The sequence below is a fragment of the Providencia manganoxydans genome (assembly GCF_016618195.1).
GTDB classification, from domain to species: domain Bacteria; phylum Pseudomonadota; class Gammaproteobacteria; order Enterobacterales; family Enterobacteriaceae; genus Providencia; species Providencia manganoxydans.
This window is the reverse complement of the sequence record NZ_CP067099.1, coordinates 3,573,288-3,589,438: the sequence shown is the minus strand read 5'-3', so window position 1 is coordinate 3,589,438 and position 16,151 is coordinate 3,573,288. Positions and strand designations below refer to the sequence as shown.

The 16,151-nt window shown below is 37.6% G+C and carries 16 protein-coding genes; 15 read left to right on the top strand and 1 reads right to left on the bottom strand.

The features are described from left to right. The first annotated feature begins 278 nt into the window (after positions 1 to 278). Both JI723_RS16280 and JI723_RS16275 read left to right on the top strand, forming a co-directional pair. A complete protein-coding gene (locus JI723_RS16280) occupies positions 279 to 2,483 on the top strand; it encodes a TonB-dependent siderophore receptor (RefSeq protein WP_140180368.1) in 2,205 nt (734 codons plus the stop codon). A 63-nt stretch (positions 2,484 to 2,546) separates the two neighbouring features. After that, positions 2,547 to 3,647, top strand: coding sequence for an ABC transporter substrate-binding protein (locus tag JI723_RS16275; RefSeq protein ID WP_337979560.1), 1,101 nt, complete (start codon positions 2,547 to 2,549; stop codon positions 3,645 to 3,647). A 197-nt stretch (positions 3,648 to 3,844) separates the two neighbouring features. Here JI723_RS16275 and JI723_RS16270 read toward each other — a convergent pair whose 3' ends face one another. Continuing rightward, positions 3,845 to 4,738 carry a LysR family transcriptional regulator gene (locus tag JI723_RS16270; RefSeq protein WP_337979559.1) on the bottom strand — a complete coding sequence of 298 codons (894 nt, stop codon included), beginning with the start codon at positions 4,736 to 4,738 and terminating at the stop codon, positions 3,845 to 3,847. 98 nt (positions 4,739 to 4,836) lie between these two features. Between JI723_RS16270 and JI723_RS16265 the strand changes: the two genes are divergently transcribed. From JI723_RS16265 to JI723_RS16205, 13 genes are all read left to right on the top strand, one after another. Further along, positions 4,837 to 6,174, top strand: coding sequence for an MFS transporter (locus JI723_RS16265; protein ID WP_272580693.1), 1,338 nt, complete (start codon positions 4,837 to 4,839; stop codon positions 6,172 to 6,174). Beyond that, on the top strand, positions 6,171 to 6,563 hold the full coding sequence (locus JI723_RS16260) for a hypothetical protein (protein WP_272580692.1): 393 nt from the start codon (positions 6,171 to 6,173) through the stop codon (positions 6,561 to 6,563). Before JI723_RS16265 ends, JI723_RS16260 begins: the two co-directional genes overlap by 4 nt. A 292-nt stretch (positions 6,564 to 6,855) precedes the next feature. After that, complete coding sequence (locus tag JI723_RS16255) at positions 6,856 to 7,560, top strand: GntR family transcriptional regulator (protein WP_140185850.1); 705 nt, start codon at positions 6,856 to 6,858, stop codon at positions 7,558 to 7,560. 11 nt (positions 7,561 to 7,571) lie between these two features. Next, the gene (locus JI723_RS16250; protein ID WP_140180377.1) at positions 7,572 to 8,009 is read left to right on the top strand and encodes a PTS sugar transporter subunit IIA; all 438 of its coding nucleotides are present in this window, start codon (positions 7,572 to 7,574) and stop codon (positions 8,007 to 8,009) included. Between the two features lie 4 nt (positions 8,010 to 8,013). After that, positions 8,014 to 8,793, top strand: a complete 780-nt coding sequence (locus JI723_RS16245; protein WP_070928878.1) for a PTS mannose/fructose/sorbose/N-acetylgalactosamine transporter subunit IIC — start codon at positions 8,014 to 8,016, stop codon at positions 8,791 to 8,793. Beyond that, positions 8,786 to 9,565, top strand: a complete 780-nt coding sequence (locus JI723_RS16240; protein WP_070928877.1) for a PTS system mannose/fructose/sorbose family transporter subunit IID — start codon at positions 8,786 to 8,788, stop codon at positions 9,563 to 9,565. Before JI723_RS16245 ends, JI723_RS16240 begins: the two co-directional genes overlap by 8 nt. A gap of 13 nt (positions 9,566 to 9,578) precedes the next feature. Continuing rightward, positions 9,579 to 10,064, top strand: a complete 486-nt coding sequence (locus JI723_RS16235) for a PTS sugar transporter subunit IIB (RefSeq protein ID WP_070928876.1) — start codon at positions 9,579 to 9,581, stop codon at positions 10,062 to 10,064. Positions 10,065 to 10,073: 9 nt separating this feature from the next. Beyond that, positions 10,074 to 10,787 carry a sugar isomerase domain-containing protein gene (locus tag JI723_RS16230; RefSeq protein ID WP_318706361.1) on the top strand — a complete coding sequence of 238 codons (714 nt, stop codon included), beginning with the start codon at positions 10,074 to 10,076 and terminating at the stop codon, positions 10,785 to 10,787. A 9-nt stretch (positions 10,788 to 10,796) separates the two neighbouring features. Further along, positions 10,797 to 11,951 (top strand): glycoside hydrolase family 88 protein, encoded by a 1,155-nt coding sequence (locus JI723_RS16225; RefSeq protein WP_337979558.1) that lies wholly within the window; start codon positions 10,797 to 10,799, stop codon positions 11,949 to 11,951. Beyond that, on the top strand, positions 11,951 to 12,700 hold the full coding sequence (locus JI723_RS16220; RefSeq protein WP_319067403.1) for an SIS domain-containing protein: 750 nt from the start codon (positions 11,951 to 11,953) through the stop codon (positions 12,698 to 12,700). Before JI723_RS16225 ends, JI723_RS16220 begins: the two co-directional genes overlap by 1 nt. 224 nt (positions 12,701 to 12,924) lie before the next feature. Beyond that, positions 12,925 to 14,361: an OprD family outer membrane porin gene (locus JI723_RS16215; RefSeq protein ID WP_319067402.1), complete on the top strand. Its 1,437-nt coding sequence runs from the start codon at positions 12,925 to 12,927 to the stop codon at positions 14,359 to 14,361. Between the two features lie 38 nt (positions 14,362 to 14,399). Continuing rightward, a complete protein-coding gene (kduD, locus tag JI723_RS16210) occupies positions 14,400 to 15,161 on the top strand; it encodes a 2-dehydro-3-deoxy-D-gluconate 5-dehydrogenase KduD (protein WP_337979557.1) in 762 nt (253 codons plus the stop codon). 226 nt (positions 15,162 to 15,387) lie between these two features. Further along, positions 15,388 to 16,029: an RpiB/LacA/LacB family sugar-phosphate isomerase gene (locus tag JI723_RS16205; protein ID WP_070928872.1), complete on the top strand. Its 642-nt coding sequence runs from the start codon at positions 15,388 to 15,390 to the stop codon at positions 16,027 to 16,029. Positions 16,030 to 16,151: the final 122 nt, after the last annotated feature.

Below are 16,151 nucleotides of genomic sequence, written 5' to 3'. Positions count from 1 at the left end.
TAGGGTTTTTAACAGGAGCAGTTATGATCAGTCATCTATCTTTGATGATTGAGCAAACTCCAATGAGCTTACTTTTCACATCATCCCGCCCACTATTTTTTCTATTCACTCATTAACCATCGATTTTTCTATGGCAATTTTTACGTATTTGCCCTGAAAATTTTCATAACAATGATAATAGTTCTTAATTGTATGTGTATTATCAGTTAAGATTAGCCTCTATATTGTTAAGTGGCTGACTTACTAAAAACATAACGACATATTAGGATCTTAGATTAATGAAAATTAAGCATCTTTGGGTACTCTCTCCGTGCCTTGCTTCATTTATTGCACCAGTTACATTCGCAGCAGAAAACAAACAAGATGAAATGACTGTATCAGCAACTCGCTCTTACCGCAGTGTGTCTGAAATGGCGCAAACGACATGGGTAATAGATAACGCTGAAATTGAACAGCAAGCTGAAGGTGGCAAAGAGTTAAAAGATATTCTGTCACAGCTGATCCCCGGTATGAGTGTCAGTGGCCAAGGTCGTACTAATTACGGCATGAATATGCGTGGGCGCTCAATGATTGTGATGGTGGATGGCGTACGTTTAAATTCTTCGCGCAGTGATAGTCGCCAATTAGATTCTATTGATCCGTTTAATATTAATCACATTGAGGTTATTTCTGGGGCGACTTCTCTATATGGCGGAGGTAGCAGCGGTGGATTAATTAATATTGTCACCAAAAAAGGCCAAGAAGAGAAACAAGTTGATCTGCAAATTGGCGGTAAAACTGGTTTTAATAATGGCAAAGATCATGATGAAAATGTTGCTGCGGCAATGAGTGGTGGTAATGAAAACGCCCACGGTCGTTTATCTGTTGCCTATCAACGTTATGGCGGTTGGTATGATGGTAAAGGCAAGGCAATTAATATTGATAATACACAAACGGGTCTACAGTTTTCTGATCGCTTGGATGTAATGGGCGCAGGGGTTATTAATATTGATGATAATCAGCAGTTACAAGCCACGGTTCAATATTATAAAAGTGAGTCCGATGGAAAACATGGCCTTTATTTAGGTAAAGATTTTGCGGCGGTGAAAGGCCAAGGCGAAGCTTACAATAGTAGTAAATTAAACTCAGATCGTTTACCCGGTACTGAGCGCCATATGTTGAATTTACAATATTCAAATGGCGATCTTTGGGGGCAAGATTTTGTTGCTCAAGTTTATTATCGGGACGAATCACAAAAGTTTTATCCATTTCCTACTTTAAATAAAGCAAAGGATGTGACCAGTATTAGTGCTTCCGATCAAAAAACCAATTTCTATGGTACTAAGCTGACGTTTAATAGTGAGCCTGTCGATAATTTGACGCTGACTTATGGTGCTGACGCTGAACACGAACAATTTCGTGCTAACCAAATGTTCTTTAACTTAGATAAAGCAAAAGAATCAGGCGGCATGGATTTGAAAAAAGCCTATCAAGTTGGGCGTTATCCAAGTTATACCACAACCAATATGGCTGCTTTTTTACAGAGTAGTTACGATATTAATCCAATATTCACCTTAAGCGGTGGAGTGCGTTACCAATATACTGAAAACAAAGTTGATAGCTTTGTTGGGTATGCACAACAACAGCAAATTGCTGAAGGTAAAATTAAATCTGCTGATGCAGTACCGGGTGGTAACACCGATTATAACAACTTATTATTTAACGCAGGTCTATTAGTTAATTTAACGGAAGATCAGCAAACATGGTTTAATTTCTCTCAAGGTTTCGAAATCCCTGATATCGCTAAATATTATGGCACAGGGAAATATGCGCCAACAGCTGATGCGAATGGGCATTTGGCATTAGAAAATAGTGTGAATATTAACGACACTAAAGTGAAAGGTATTAAAGTTGACTCTTATGAACTAGGGTGGCGTTATACCGGTGAAAACTTGCGTACACAAATTGCTGCTTATTATTCATTATCAGATAGAAGTTATGACATTAATAGCACAGATATGACGATTTATATGAAGTCAGATAAACGTCGTATTTATGGTGTGGAAGGAGCGGTTGATTATTTCTTTGATGATAGCGATTGGAGTGTGGGTAGTAACTTTAATCTGCAAAAATCAGAAACTAAAGTCGATGGCAAATGGGAAAAATGGAGTGTCAAATTTGCTAGTCCATCAAAAGTCACGGCATATGTTGGCTGGGATCCTAACGACTGGTCACTGCGTTTACAAAGTCAGCAAACCTTCAATATGTCTGATGCCGATGGTAATAAACTCGATGGTTATAATACCGTGGATTTCTTAGGCAGTTATTTATTACCAGTTGGCAAGGTCAGCTTTGCAGTTGAAAACTTACTGGATGAAGACTACACCACAATTTGGGGGCAGCGTGCACCTAAGTTATATAGTCCTAATTATGGTGCGGCAGACTTGTATACCTATAAAGGTCGAGGCAGAACATTTGCGCTTAATTATAGTGTGACGTTTTAAGTTGAATGTTAGATGAGTCATCTTAATCATTGATGGCTCATTTTTACTTAATGAGGTTGTCCAATGAAATGGCTATTAACTGGGCTACTATGTTTAGCCAGTATGATTGCATCAGCTAAAACACCAACAGTCGTTACGGATTTGCAAGGCCGCAAGATAAGCCTAGAGCTTCCCGTCGATAAATTATTTTTGATTGATGGACGAGATGTTTTGTCAGTCGATATTGCGGCAGGGCAAGAGGGGGTATCACGTATTATCGGTTGGAGTGATTCCTTAGAACAATATGCGCCGGATCTAAAACAGGCTTATTTTTCAGCGCTTCCTGAATTAGCAAAAATACCGACATTAAGAAAAACGCGCGAAACTGGCATTCAAATTGAAAAGCTACTTGAGCTAGCGCCTGAAGTAGTATTAATGCATAAATCTAATTATGCCGCGATGCGCGACAGCCAATTTATGCCACAATTAGAGGCGGCTGGGATCAAAGTTATTTTTATTGATTTCCGTATGGATATCGCCAATAACACGCCAAAAAGTATTGTGTTATTAGGTGAGCTATTAGGGACTCAGGAGCGTGCAAACAATTTTGCAAAATTGTATCAAGAAAAATTAGCAGCAATTGAAGGGCAGTTGAAACAACCTTATCCATCAGTATTAATTGAGGCAAATGCCGGTTTATTTACTGATAGTTGCTGCCAACTTTATGGACGTTCTGGTTTTGGCGTGCTTGCTAGCCTTGCGGGTGGTAAAAATCTTGTTGAAGACAGTTTCCCTGCAAAAGGCGCCGAAAGCTCGATTGAAAATATTATTAGCTTAAATCCTGACTTTTATTTGTTAACCGGAGCAGATTGGCAGAATTTTAATCGCCGCTCAACCGCAGTTAAGTTAGGTTATGGGGCAGATGCAACCGTTGCTAAAAAGCAATTAGCTAAATTAGTCGAGCGCCAAGGAATTTCATCGCTGACAGCGGTAAAAGATAAACATGTTATGGCGATTTATCACAATTTCTATAATAATCCGATGAATATTTTTGCAATTGAGGCAATGGCCAAGTTTATGCACCCGCAGACTTTTGTAGCTTTAGAGCCAGAGCAAAATTTGCAGGAATTCCTACGGCAGTTTACTGCGATTAAAACTGATGGAGTGTTTTGGATATCCCTCTGATTTAATGCCGTGTTGTATACAACATGGCTGAGGTTGCTGACGAAGCGGGATAAAAGCGTGGTTTTTCCCGCTTCGTGTTATCAGCCGAAAATCAATAAATTGATTTTCCTCGTTTATTTCAAAACCCCCTAACGACTGCCGCCAAATATGATATGTTTGTCAACAGTCTGTGCCGTGTTGTATACAACACGGCTTTTTTACAAAGTAAATCTTTCCACTAAATAATCAATAAATGCACGTGTTTTTGCAGCCAGTGCAATGGTACTTGGATAAAGTAATTGTATATTTTGTGTGGGGAGATTGTACTCCGGTAATATTCTGAGCAAACGGCCTGATTGAATATCTTCATCGACCAACCACGAAGGGCAAATAGCTAACCCTAATGATGCGATTGTCATTTGATGGATAACCGCCGCAGAATTGGATTCATATTGGCTTTTAATGATGGGGAGTGTTTGTTTTTCACCTTGCTGATCTTGCAAAACATATTGAGTATCTTGCCAATTTAATAACGAGTGTGTAATCCAAGGTACTTGGGCTAAATCCGCAATATGGTTGATTGGATATCTTTTGATAAATTGTGGTGATGCAACAATATAGATGGAGTATTCACCTATTTTTCGCGTTTTCAGTGAAGAACTTTTTAAGTTACCTAAACGTATTGCTAGGTCTAATTTTTCTGTCACTAAATCATCTAATGAAGAGTTAAAACTGTATTGTAATCGTAGTTTTGGGTAAAGGCGGCAAAACTCAGGTAGCAAAGGTAAAATATAACGCTGCCCAAATTCATTGGTTGATGAAAAACGTAATAACCCTGTCACACTGCTGCCTAAGTTTTGACTTCTTTCAAAGGCTTCCTCGATATTTAATTGAATGCGTTTGAAGTCATCATAAAAATGCTTTCCTGCTTCTGTAAGCGCGATATTCCGCGTATTACGGGTCAATAAACTGACATTTAATTGACTTTCGAGCTGCTTGATATCAATGCTTACCATGGAACGGCTGAGCCCTAATATATCCGCTGCTTTGGTAAATGATCCGGAATCAACCACTTGAAGGAATGTCGCTATTTGCTTGAGATTTTTCTGCATAATTACAATGATTGTTTGTTTTTATTAAACAATGAGTTTAATCCTCTTGCATCGACAAAGGAAGGGGCTAACACTACTCTTTGTCGCCGGAGGTTGTTATGTCTTATCGATATAAAATTGCGACAATATTTTTGTTAGGGTTCTTTATTGATTGTATAAACATTTTTATGTCAGCAATTGCATTGCCTGATATTGCTCAAGTATTTTCAACCAGTCAATCAATGGTTGCTTGGGTAGCAAATAGTTATATTTTAGGTTTAGTATTAATTATGCCTATTAGTTTATGGCTAGCAGGGCGGTTTGGTAATCAAAAGCTATTATGTTTTTCTATGCTGTTATTCTCAATCAGCGCTTTATTGTGTGGTTTGAGTTATTCGATTTATAGTTTGATTTTTTGGCGGTTTATTCAAGGGATATCTGGAGGATTATTGATCCCTGTGGGTCAGGCGTTAGTTTTTGCCTTATTTCCAAATAAAGAACGTCATCGTATTTCCACTATGATTATGACAGTTGCGTTGATAGCCCCTGCGTTTTCACCTGCGCTAGGTGGAATGATCATTGATAGCCTATCTTGGCGTTGGGTGTTTTATGCGAATTTGCCTTTTTCATTACTCGCTGCGGCTTTGGCGTGGTTATGGATTAATAATAGTGAACGACAGCGAAGGGAAAAACCAGATGTATTCGGTTTACTGCTAGTGACTGTCAGCTTGCTGTTGTTATTGTTATCATTTTCTCTTTATAACGATTATCACAACTTATCGCTAGCTATAGGAAGTCTATTTTTCTCCGCAATTATCTTTGCTTTTTATATTAAGTATGCGCAGAAATGTGCAGCGCCCATTTTAAACTTTCAGCTATTGCGCAATAGTAATTTACGTAATGCTTTTATTGTCTATTACGCGGTTCCGGGGGTATTTACTGGAGTTAATTTACTCAATATTTTTAACTTGCAAACTAATTTGCATTTTAATGCAGGCCAGACAGGTATGTTCATGTTGCTATATGCGGCTGGCGCATTAGTTTCTATGGTGAGTGGTGGTTATTTATATCATCATATTGGTAAAAAGCGTTTATTTTTCATTGGAATATTACTACATAGTATAGGGATAGCGCTGTTATTTACTGTCTCTAGCCGTACTGATCTTATTCAACTGGTTATTGCTTATTTACTAATGGGAGCAGGTGGTGGAATAGCCGCTAATACCGCGCAGATTAGTTCATTGTTGGATTTTTCGGGTAAAGATTTATTGCAGGGCAGTGTGTTATGGAATATCAATCGGCAAGTCGCTTTTAGTGTCGGCACCGTAGTGCTGATTTCCATTTTCAGTCTAGTGAGTGCACAGAGTGATTTACTTCGTTATCAGTACACCTTTTTTATTGCAGCAATACTGAGTTTGTTGTCGTTAATTTTTATTCTTAGAGAGAAAAGCGCATGAGTAATATGAATAAAGCAGTTCAAAGTGTTATCGAGTTGCATGAGTTAATTGAAAATGTTTTTACGGGTCATAAGCCTGATGATCTAAATAAGCTATTAGAGAGCTTCGATAGCAACTTTAAAATGGTTACTATGGGCGGTGATTGTATAGGATTGGCGCAGGTAAATGCATTGTTCAGTAATAATATTGGAGCTAAGCCTTCTTTGAAGATCACCCCTGACAATATCGAACCTATTTTGGAAGTTGGTGAATATTGTTGGTTACAGTATCGTGAATTACATGAGTTAGATGATTCTCGATTGCTACGAACTTCTACGGTTTGTATTCGAATACAAGACGAGCAATGTTTCTGGACTTATTTGCATGAAACGCCAATAGTCAAAAAATAGTTTATTTATTAGTTGGTTAGGTTTTATTTCGTATGAAACTAGCCAACTATAACTTAATTACATCATTCACTTCTCTGCTCCCTTTCTGACTTTTTTGCTCTTTTTTCGATAAAAATCTGCCTTTGATAGCTTTGAACAAGGAAAATTTGTGATCGAGTTATTGTTTTAAATAAATACTTAACCGGTTAACCGGTTAAGTTGGCTTTTAGGGTTTACTGCAAAAAACATTGTTGTATGATGAAACTCATAAACTAATGCTGATCACATTGAAAAGTTAATAAGAGATTTCTAAATGCACCGTGCTAAGTACCAACTAATCAAAGATGAGTTACTAGAAGAGATAAATTCGGGTTTGTTTAAACCAGGGCAAAAATTCTATAGTGAATCAGAATTAAAAAGCCGTTATGGCGTGAGTACAGCGACAATTTTACGTGCGATTCAAGAGCTGGTAAATGAAGAGTATATTGTTCGTTATCAAGGAAAAGGATCTTTTGTTTCTAAAGCAAAACGTAATGAGAGAATTATTTTTTCTGAAACCGATAATCAGTTAGTGGGTATTCAATCGATTAAAATGGTTTCTTGCACGTTAGAAAATGAAACTGAAATTTTAGATAAGTTAAAAATTCAACAAGATGGGCAGTATTATAAAATTGTGAGAGCACGTTATAACAATAAAAAACCATTTGCTATTCAAGTTTCACATATTTGCTCTTCTTATATTAAAGATGAAAGTCTTTTAAAAAGCGGTTCTTATCAGTCTCTGTATGAATTATTAAGAGACAGTAATAACTTAGATATGTATTCAATGCCTTTTACACAAACTATTGATATTACAAAGGTGATACCACAACAGTTTAGTGATTATTTGCAATTAGCCGAAGATACCCCTGTGGTATTAATGAGACGTTTGACCTTAAATAATGATAAAGAGGTTATTGAATATGTTGAAACTTATAAAACAATTGATACATTTCACATTGAAATAAGAAATACCTAGAAGGAATATTTATGACAAGTATTCTACTGATTTCTCATGAAGGATACGCAAGTGGAACTAAAAAAGCTGTCGAACTGATATTAGGAGAACAAGATAATGTCGATTATCACGAATTAACCGGTGAGAAAGGCATTGAGATATTTAAAGACGAACTTAACATAAAAATTAATCAATTAATAAAAGATAAAAATAATCTAATTATTGTTTCTGATTTAAAGAATGGTACCCCTTACAACTGTGCATTATCAATAATTGCTAGTAATGATTTATGGGACTATACGCATTTATTTACAGGGATGAATTTAAATTTAATTCTAGAAATTATTATGGCTGATGAGGAAGTATTAAAAGAAGAATCTCAGAAACAAATTCTTTTAACAGCAAAAGAAGGCCTATTTCAAATGAATAAAAAAACATGGGATAAACAATGTAGTGAACAAGAGGAATAATTAAATGGAACATATTCAGTTTTGGCAAATTATTCTTTTAACACTTTATTCTGGTTTTGCAATCTACGATGGAAACAATACAACATTAGGTTTAGTTAAGCCAAGTATGGCGGGTTTCTTTGCTGGCCTAATTATGGGGGATGTCACAACAGGTTTATTTATTGGCGGCACATTAAACTTGTTGGTTTTGGGTGTAGGTAACTTTGGCGGTGCATCTATACCTGATTATATGACTGGGGCGGTGCTAGGCACCACTTTCGCTATCATGAGTGGCGAAGGCGCTGAGTTCGGTGCAACTATTGCAGTACCTATTGGCTTATTGATGGTGCAATTGGATATTTTAGCGCGTTTTACTAATACCTTTATTCACCATAAAGCCGATTCGTTGATTGAACGCGGTAATATCAAACTGGCATCAAGAATGAACTTAGTTGGGCAGTTACCGATTTCTCTATCTCGCATGATACCGGTATTCCTTGCATTAGTTCTTGGTTCCGCATTTGTGAATAATGTTGTACAGCATGTTCCAGAGTCCATTATGAATGGATTAAAAGTCTCGGGAGGTATGTTACCTGCATTAGGTATTGCGATATTGATGCGTTACTTGCCAATTAAGAAAAATATATCATTCCTGATACTTGGATTCTTCTTAGCCGCCTATTTATCAGTACCTATCTTAGGTGCGGCAATAATCGGTTTAGCTGTCGCGATTTATATCTTTAATGCAGACAATCAAAAAGCTCAGCTAGCTCAAAAAACAAGTGGGGATATGGGTGATGAATAAATCAATTAAAAAAGTATTCTGGCGCTGGTTTTTATTTGGGCAATGTGGCTGGAACTATGAAAAAATGCAGGGTTTGGGCTATTTGTACAGTATCTATCCTTTCTTAAAAGAAAAATATAAAGATCCCGAAGAATTAAAACAAGCAGCAAAAGTACACAGTCAGTTTTTCAATACTAATAATACGATGGCACCAGCAATTTTGGGTGTAGACCTCGCATTAGAAGAAAAGAAAGGCTTAGAAAGTAAAGATGCGATTGTCGGTGTCAAAACTGGTTTAATGGGTCCACTGGCGGGTATTGGTGATACGTTATTCTTTGTCATACCAACAACGATTATCGGTTCGATAGCTTCTTACATGGCATTACAGGGCAACCCAGCAGGATTATTACTATGGGTGATGTTCTTCTTTATTCGTTTACTGTTTATGCGCTATAGCATTGGTAAAGGTTACCAAGAAGGATTAAACCTATTAGGCTCTCTAACCAATAGTTTAAATAAAATTACTCGTGCAGCCAATATATTAGGGTTAACTGTTATTGGGGCATTAATACCTTCGGTAGTAAAAGCTAAGTTAGGTTTTGAATTCCATTATGGTGAAATTTCATTAAAGCTACAGGATGTCGCCAATCAATTAATGCCGGGATTAGTGCCATTACTCGTTGTTTTATTAACTTATTGGTTACTCGGTCTTAAAAGAATGAACTCTACGCGAGTGATATTTATTTTAATGTTTATTGGTGTGGTTGGTTATAACCTTAATATTCTTAGTTAATTAGGATGCTGTTATGAAAGGTATTGTACATATTCGCGTTGATGACCGCTTAATTCATGGGCAAGTTGCGACTCGTTGGGTCAGTCACTTTAATGCAAATCGTATTATGATCATTGATGATGCGGTTGCAGCCAACGATATTGAGAAAATGATGTTACGCAGTGCGGCACCAGATGGATGTAATACGTCGATTCTTGCTCGTGAAACGGCATTTAATAATATTAGCCAAGGTAATTATGAAAACCAAAAGGTGCTAATTTTAGTTAAAACACCTGAGATTGCTTTGCAGATGTTAAATAGTGGCTTAGCGGTTAAACAGCTAAATATCGGTAATATGTCGAACAAGGATGATAGAAAACAAATTAAGCGCTCAGTCAGTATTAGTGATAGCGAATTGGAGATTATTCGTGAGCTATTAGAAAGAGGGGTGAGTGTGACAGCACAAATGACCCCTGAAGAGCCTGATACGGATATCAGTACTTTTCTTAAAGGGATGTAAGGTTGTTTTATGAGCGATAATCAAAAAAAGTATTATGAAAGTGTGATTAATACGCTTGAACGCGTGTATTTAACTCAGCAAAACACTATCGCTAAAGCGGCAGAAATTTTTGCACAATGTGTTCGTCAAAAAGGAGTTATTTACGGCTTTGGATCGGGGCACTCTTTTGCGGCGGCGGTGGAGCTTGCAGGTAGAGCAGGTGGCCTAGTTAATACACGTGCTATTGAACAATTCTATGGCCACATGGGATGGTTAGATTCAGTGGCTGGTACTGGCGATGTTTTTGCTAATTTAATTGATATTCGCCCCAATGATTGTTTTGTGATGGTTTCTAATTCAGGGACTAAGCCGTTACATATTGAGTTAGCAAAAAATATTAAAGATAAAGGTAATGATCTGATAGTGATTTCCAGTGGTATTTCATCGGTAGATCCTGTTGATGCAAACTTAGCGGGTATTAATGGCGTTGCCGATGTGGTGATTGATAATCATAGCCCAAAAGGGGATTGCACGATAAATATTGATAACGGAAAAATCATGACAGGGCCGGTCTCGTCGATGACTAATGCTTATATTGTTAATAGTATTGTGATCAAGTGCATTGATATTCTCTTGCTGGACGGCATTGAGCCACCTGTGATGAGAAGCATTAATCAACCGGGCGGTAAAGAATATAACCAAAGGTTATTAACTGAGTATCGTGAGCGGATATTTACAATCTAGGAGCGATTAATGTCTGATTACCCATTTATACATCATTTGCCAGCGCCATTAACTCGAGAAGAAATCGCTGATGAACTGAGTTTGCTGTGTAAAAAGCTAAAACAGAATATGGGAAAATTTGCTGAACAGTTCCCTTCTGCGTGTGCTCAAAATAATCAATATCGAATTAAAGGTAATGATGATTGGACGAATGGTTTTTGGACAGGGATGCAAGCCATTGCTTATGAATTCACGCTAGATGATGATTTTCTGAATGGTGTTCGTCGTAATATTGCCAGCTTTGAACAGCGATTAACAAACCATTTTATCCTTGATCACCATGATATCGGTTTTTTATACAGTTTATCTGCTGGCGCTTATAAGGAAATCATGGGCAATAGTGATGTTGATGCGATGATTGTTGCTGCTGCTGACGTCTTATTGGCTCGCTTTCACCAAGATGCTGGTTTTATTCAAGCATGGGGAAAGATGAATGAAGAGCAAGAGTATCGTTTGATTATTGATTCACTGATTAACTTACCTTTGCTGTTTACTGCGAGTCAGATAAGTGGTGATGATAAATATCAACAGGCAGCTAAACGGCATTTTAATCATGTGGTTCAGAATATTTTTCGTGATAACTACTCTAGCCATCACACTTACTATTTTGACCCTGAAACTAAATTACCGTCACACGGCCGCACCTTTCAGGGCTTCAGTGATAGTTCTTGTTGGGCCAGAGGGCAAGCGTGGGCGATCCTTGGTTTACCGCTAAATTGGCGCATCGGCAGCATTTGGCCCGATGGATCGTTATATGAGCGTATCTGTGATTATTTTTTTGCTCATTTACCTGAAGATGCCATTCCTTATTGGGATCTCAGTTTTACTGCGGCAGATCAGCAATCAAGGGATACATCAGCATTAGTTATCGTGGTTTGTGGATTACTTGAAGCACAACGCTTCTTTCCACATAAAAATTACACAGTATTAGCAAGCCAATTATTAAATTCAGTAAAACAATTTGCATCAGCAAGCCATGATAAAGATTGTGAAGGTTTATTAAAACATGGTGTTTATGCATATAGCCATAATAAAGGGATAAATGAATGTAATTTATGGGGCGATTACTATTATATGGAAGCACTCTATCGATTATATAACCCGAGTTGGAAAGGATATTGGTAATGAGTCATATTAATAACTATTTAAATATTGTAAAAGATAAACTGACATTTTTAGCTGAAGACCAACAACAAAATATAAATCAAGTAGCCAATAAACTTGCTGATGTTATCCGTCAAGGTGGTATTATTTATTTCTTTGGTTGTGGACACTCACATATTTTTGGTGAAGATGTATTTTATCGGGCGGGTGGGTTAGCACCTGTTAGACCAATTTTAATTGAGCCATTAATGCTTCATGAAGGCGCTGCTCGCTCATCTAAATTAGAAAAACAAAATAATTATATTTTACCTTATTTAGTTGATTATAAAATTACTGAAAAAGATGCATTAATTGTTATTTCAACATCGGGGATCAATCCTGTGCCAATTGATGTCGCACAGTGGGGCCGGCAGCATGGCGCTTATACCGTTGCCATTACTAGCTCTGTATACGCTGACACTTTTCAGTCTAAGCATATATCAGGTCAACATTTACGTGATTGTGCCGATCAGGTTATTGATAATAATGTTCCTATCGGTGATGCAGTATTAAAAGCCAGTGAGCAGGAACCTCCGTTTTCGCCGATTTCGTCTATGCTAGGTATTTTTCTTGTACAAGGAATATTTGCGGAAGTGATATTTAATCTTAGTGAGGAACAGTGCAGTTTACCTATATTTTTAAGTGGTAATATTCCTGATTCAGATAAACATAATTTAGATTTAATTAATCAATATGGAGGGCGCATTCCTGAATTAATTAATGGTCTATAAAATAGTAAAACAAAATAATCAAAAATATTAATTGCTATATTCTAAATAATTCGAGATGCAGCTAGGCGACAAGTGAGCGAGTCGCTGGGAGCCTACATAAGTAGGTGACTAGTATGAGTGAACGTCGTCAATAACGCCGCAACTTGAAGTATGACGAGTATATTTATGCAATAGAATAACCTATTGCTAATAATTCTAATAAGTTTAATTCGATGGTGAAATCCATGTTAAAACCTACACTAAAAAACACAGCATTTAAAAAATCGATTTTATTCTTAGCATTAATAGGTGTTATACAGTCAGCCAACGCCGATGGGAAATTAATTGCTATTAATGAATCAAATGATTCTGATTTTTATCGTGCTATTTATACTGATGCTTCACTTGATGTTAATTCAAATCTTTATGTCAGATATCGAGCGGTTAAAAGTAAAAATACAGGAAATTATGGCTTAGGGGCTGGGGGAATTAAAAACCAAACAGCCTTATTAGCTCTTAATTATAAATCAGGTTATTACAAAGATGTGATTGGTTTTGATTTTTGGGGCGGAGCCAATATTAAACTAGGTAATACTGTTGGGCAATCGGAAATTCTTTATTATAACTATAGTTGTAATGGTGATGGACAATTTTCACCTTGTGAAGAGTCAAGCGCGAGTGTGTCAACGGCAGCGGTAAAATTGAAATATGGTAATGATATTGCCAAATTCAAAATGTCAGCGGGGTTTACCCCGATAAATTCAGGAACGATAAAAAGTAGTTGGGGGCTAAACCCTCACTCTTATCGCGGTTTTGACAGTGCATTATCGATTGATAATTTCACACTAACTTATGCATGGGCTGATAGATTTAAAAACGATTGGAGTCGTGACTTTAAACCGATGACCACAACATGGCATCAAAATAATGCCGCTGGCCTTAATGATAATGGCAACATTATTAAAAAAGGTCATGTGATTGACTATATTCACACTGTCGGTGCGGTGTATGACTTTGGTCATGCGAAGATAGATGCGGGCTATGGTGAAGGTAAAGACTATCGTCGCAACTGGCAATTACAGTTGGAACGTTCAGATAATTTATCTACAGACACTTCATTGCAGACTAAAGTTTTTTATCAAGGTGCTCGGTATATTGATGGTATCGCCCCTGTTCAATCACCAAAGACCGAGTATTACGTCAGTGCAGGGCTGAATTTAAAACATAAAAATACCACTTGGTCTTTAGGTTATAGCCAAAACTATGCACCACAAACGGCTGATTATAATTTTAGATTAACACCGTGGGCGAACTCCGATAAGCGTGACTACCAAGCCACGCTTTCACAATTGGAAGACTATAATGCATCAGGTACCCATGCGGTAAGACTCGGCGTTACCCATAATTTTGCAGATTATAACCTGCCTGAATTTACGATGGGCTTAGCAGGAACCTATGGTTGGCATGTGGTTTCTGATACCAGCAAAATAAATTCACAACGCGATTATGACGGCAAGATGCGCTCACTTGATTTATTAATGCGTTATAACGTCGAAAGCGGTGCCGCAAAAGGTTTGTCAGTCACCTTGTTACCTGCGTTATTAAGAACAACAGAGACAAATTATAAAACTTCACGTAATGACGTGAAATTTATCGTCGGCTATAGCGTCAATATTTTTTAAGAATAAGCGCTTAATAGCAAATTAAATTGGGGGAAATAATGAATATGGATTTATTCAGTTTAACCGGCAAAACCGCCATCGTCACTGGCTGTAATACAGGTTTAGGGCAGGCAATTGCCCTAGGACTCGCGAAGGCGGGATGCAATATTTTAGGGGTAAACCGTTCATTACCCGTTGAAACACAGCAACAAGTAGAAGCGGTCGGTCGAAAATTTGTCAATGTAGAAGCCGATCTGACAAAGACCGAATGTATTCCACATATTATTGAACGTGCTGTTAGTGAATTTAAGCATATTGATATTCTTGTAAATAATGCAGGCATTATTCGCCGTGAAGATGCAATTAATTTCACTGAAGAGGATTGGGATGATGTGATGAATGTGAATTTAAAGTCAGTATTCTTTTTATCACAAGCCGTCGCCAAACAATTTATTGCTCAAAACTCAGGCGGCAAAATTATTAATATTGCCTCTATGTTGTCATTTCAAGGTGGTATTCGTGTGCCATCTTATACGGCATCGAAAAGCGGTGTATTAGGGATCACTCGTTTATTAGCCAACGAATGGGCTAAATATAATATTAACGTTAATGCCATCGCTCCCGGTTATTTCGCAACGAATAATACAGCGGCTTTGCGTGCAGATGAAAAACGTAATCAAGAAATTGTTGATCGTATTCCAGCAGGGCGTTGGGGAACATCGGATGATTTAGCGGGGCCATGTGTATTTTTAGCTTCAGAAGCCGCCAATTACATTCACGGTTATACGATAGCGGTGGATGGTGGGTGGTTGGCTCGCTAATTCCCTCGTCATACTTCGAGTTATCTCGTTGTTGGCTGCATTCGGATATCCTCATTTGCCGCCTAGATATAACTCGAATTATTTAGAGGGAAGTGAGGTGAAGGATATTTAGTAAAACTATTGAGCGGTCGATTATTTTTAGATTTTTAATTTAACTAAAAATTGAATCAGTATGTAGCATTTGCCAGTAAATAAACTGGCACAATAAATGACGATAGGAGTCACAATGAAAATTGCATTAATGATGGAAAATAGCCAAGCGGCAAAAAACGCGGTTATTTTTAACGAGCTGAATACCGTTAGCTCCTCATTAGGCCACCAAGCATTCAACGTGGGCATGAAAGATGAACATGACCACCATTTGACTTATATCCATCTTGGGATCATGGCAAGTTTATTACTTAACTCGAAAGCGGTGGATTTTGTTGTTGCAGGTTGTGGAACAGGGCAGGGCGCTTTAATGTCGCTTAATTTACATCCAGGCGTGGTTTGTGGTTACTGTTTAGAGCCTTCAGATGCTTTTTTGTTTAATCAAATCAATAACGGTAATGCGATTTCAATGGCATTTGCGAAAGGCTATGGCTGGGGGGCAGAGCTTAATGTTCGCTATATTTTTGAGAAAGCATTCACGGGTGAACGTGGCCAAGGCTATCCTCTTGAGCGCGCAGAGCCACAACGCTGTAATGCCGCGATTTTAAATGAAGTGAAAGCGGCCATTGTCAAAGAAAACTATTTAGATACGCTGCGTGCTATGGATCAAAGTTTAGTGAAAACAGCAGTTATGGGCAGTCAGTTCCAAGAGTGCTTTTTTGCCCATTGCCAAAATGAAGAAATCGCAGCATATGTGCGTTCCCTTATCAACGCATAGTTATTTTTAGTATCAAATCACACAGTAAGGGAACCTATCAGGTTCCCTTTATTTATTCATACTATCGTTACTCAAGCACGATTATTATTTTATTAGCGAATGATATTCACTCTCATTTAATG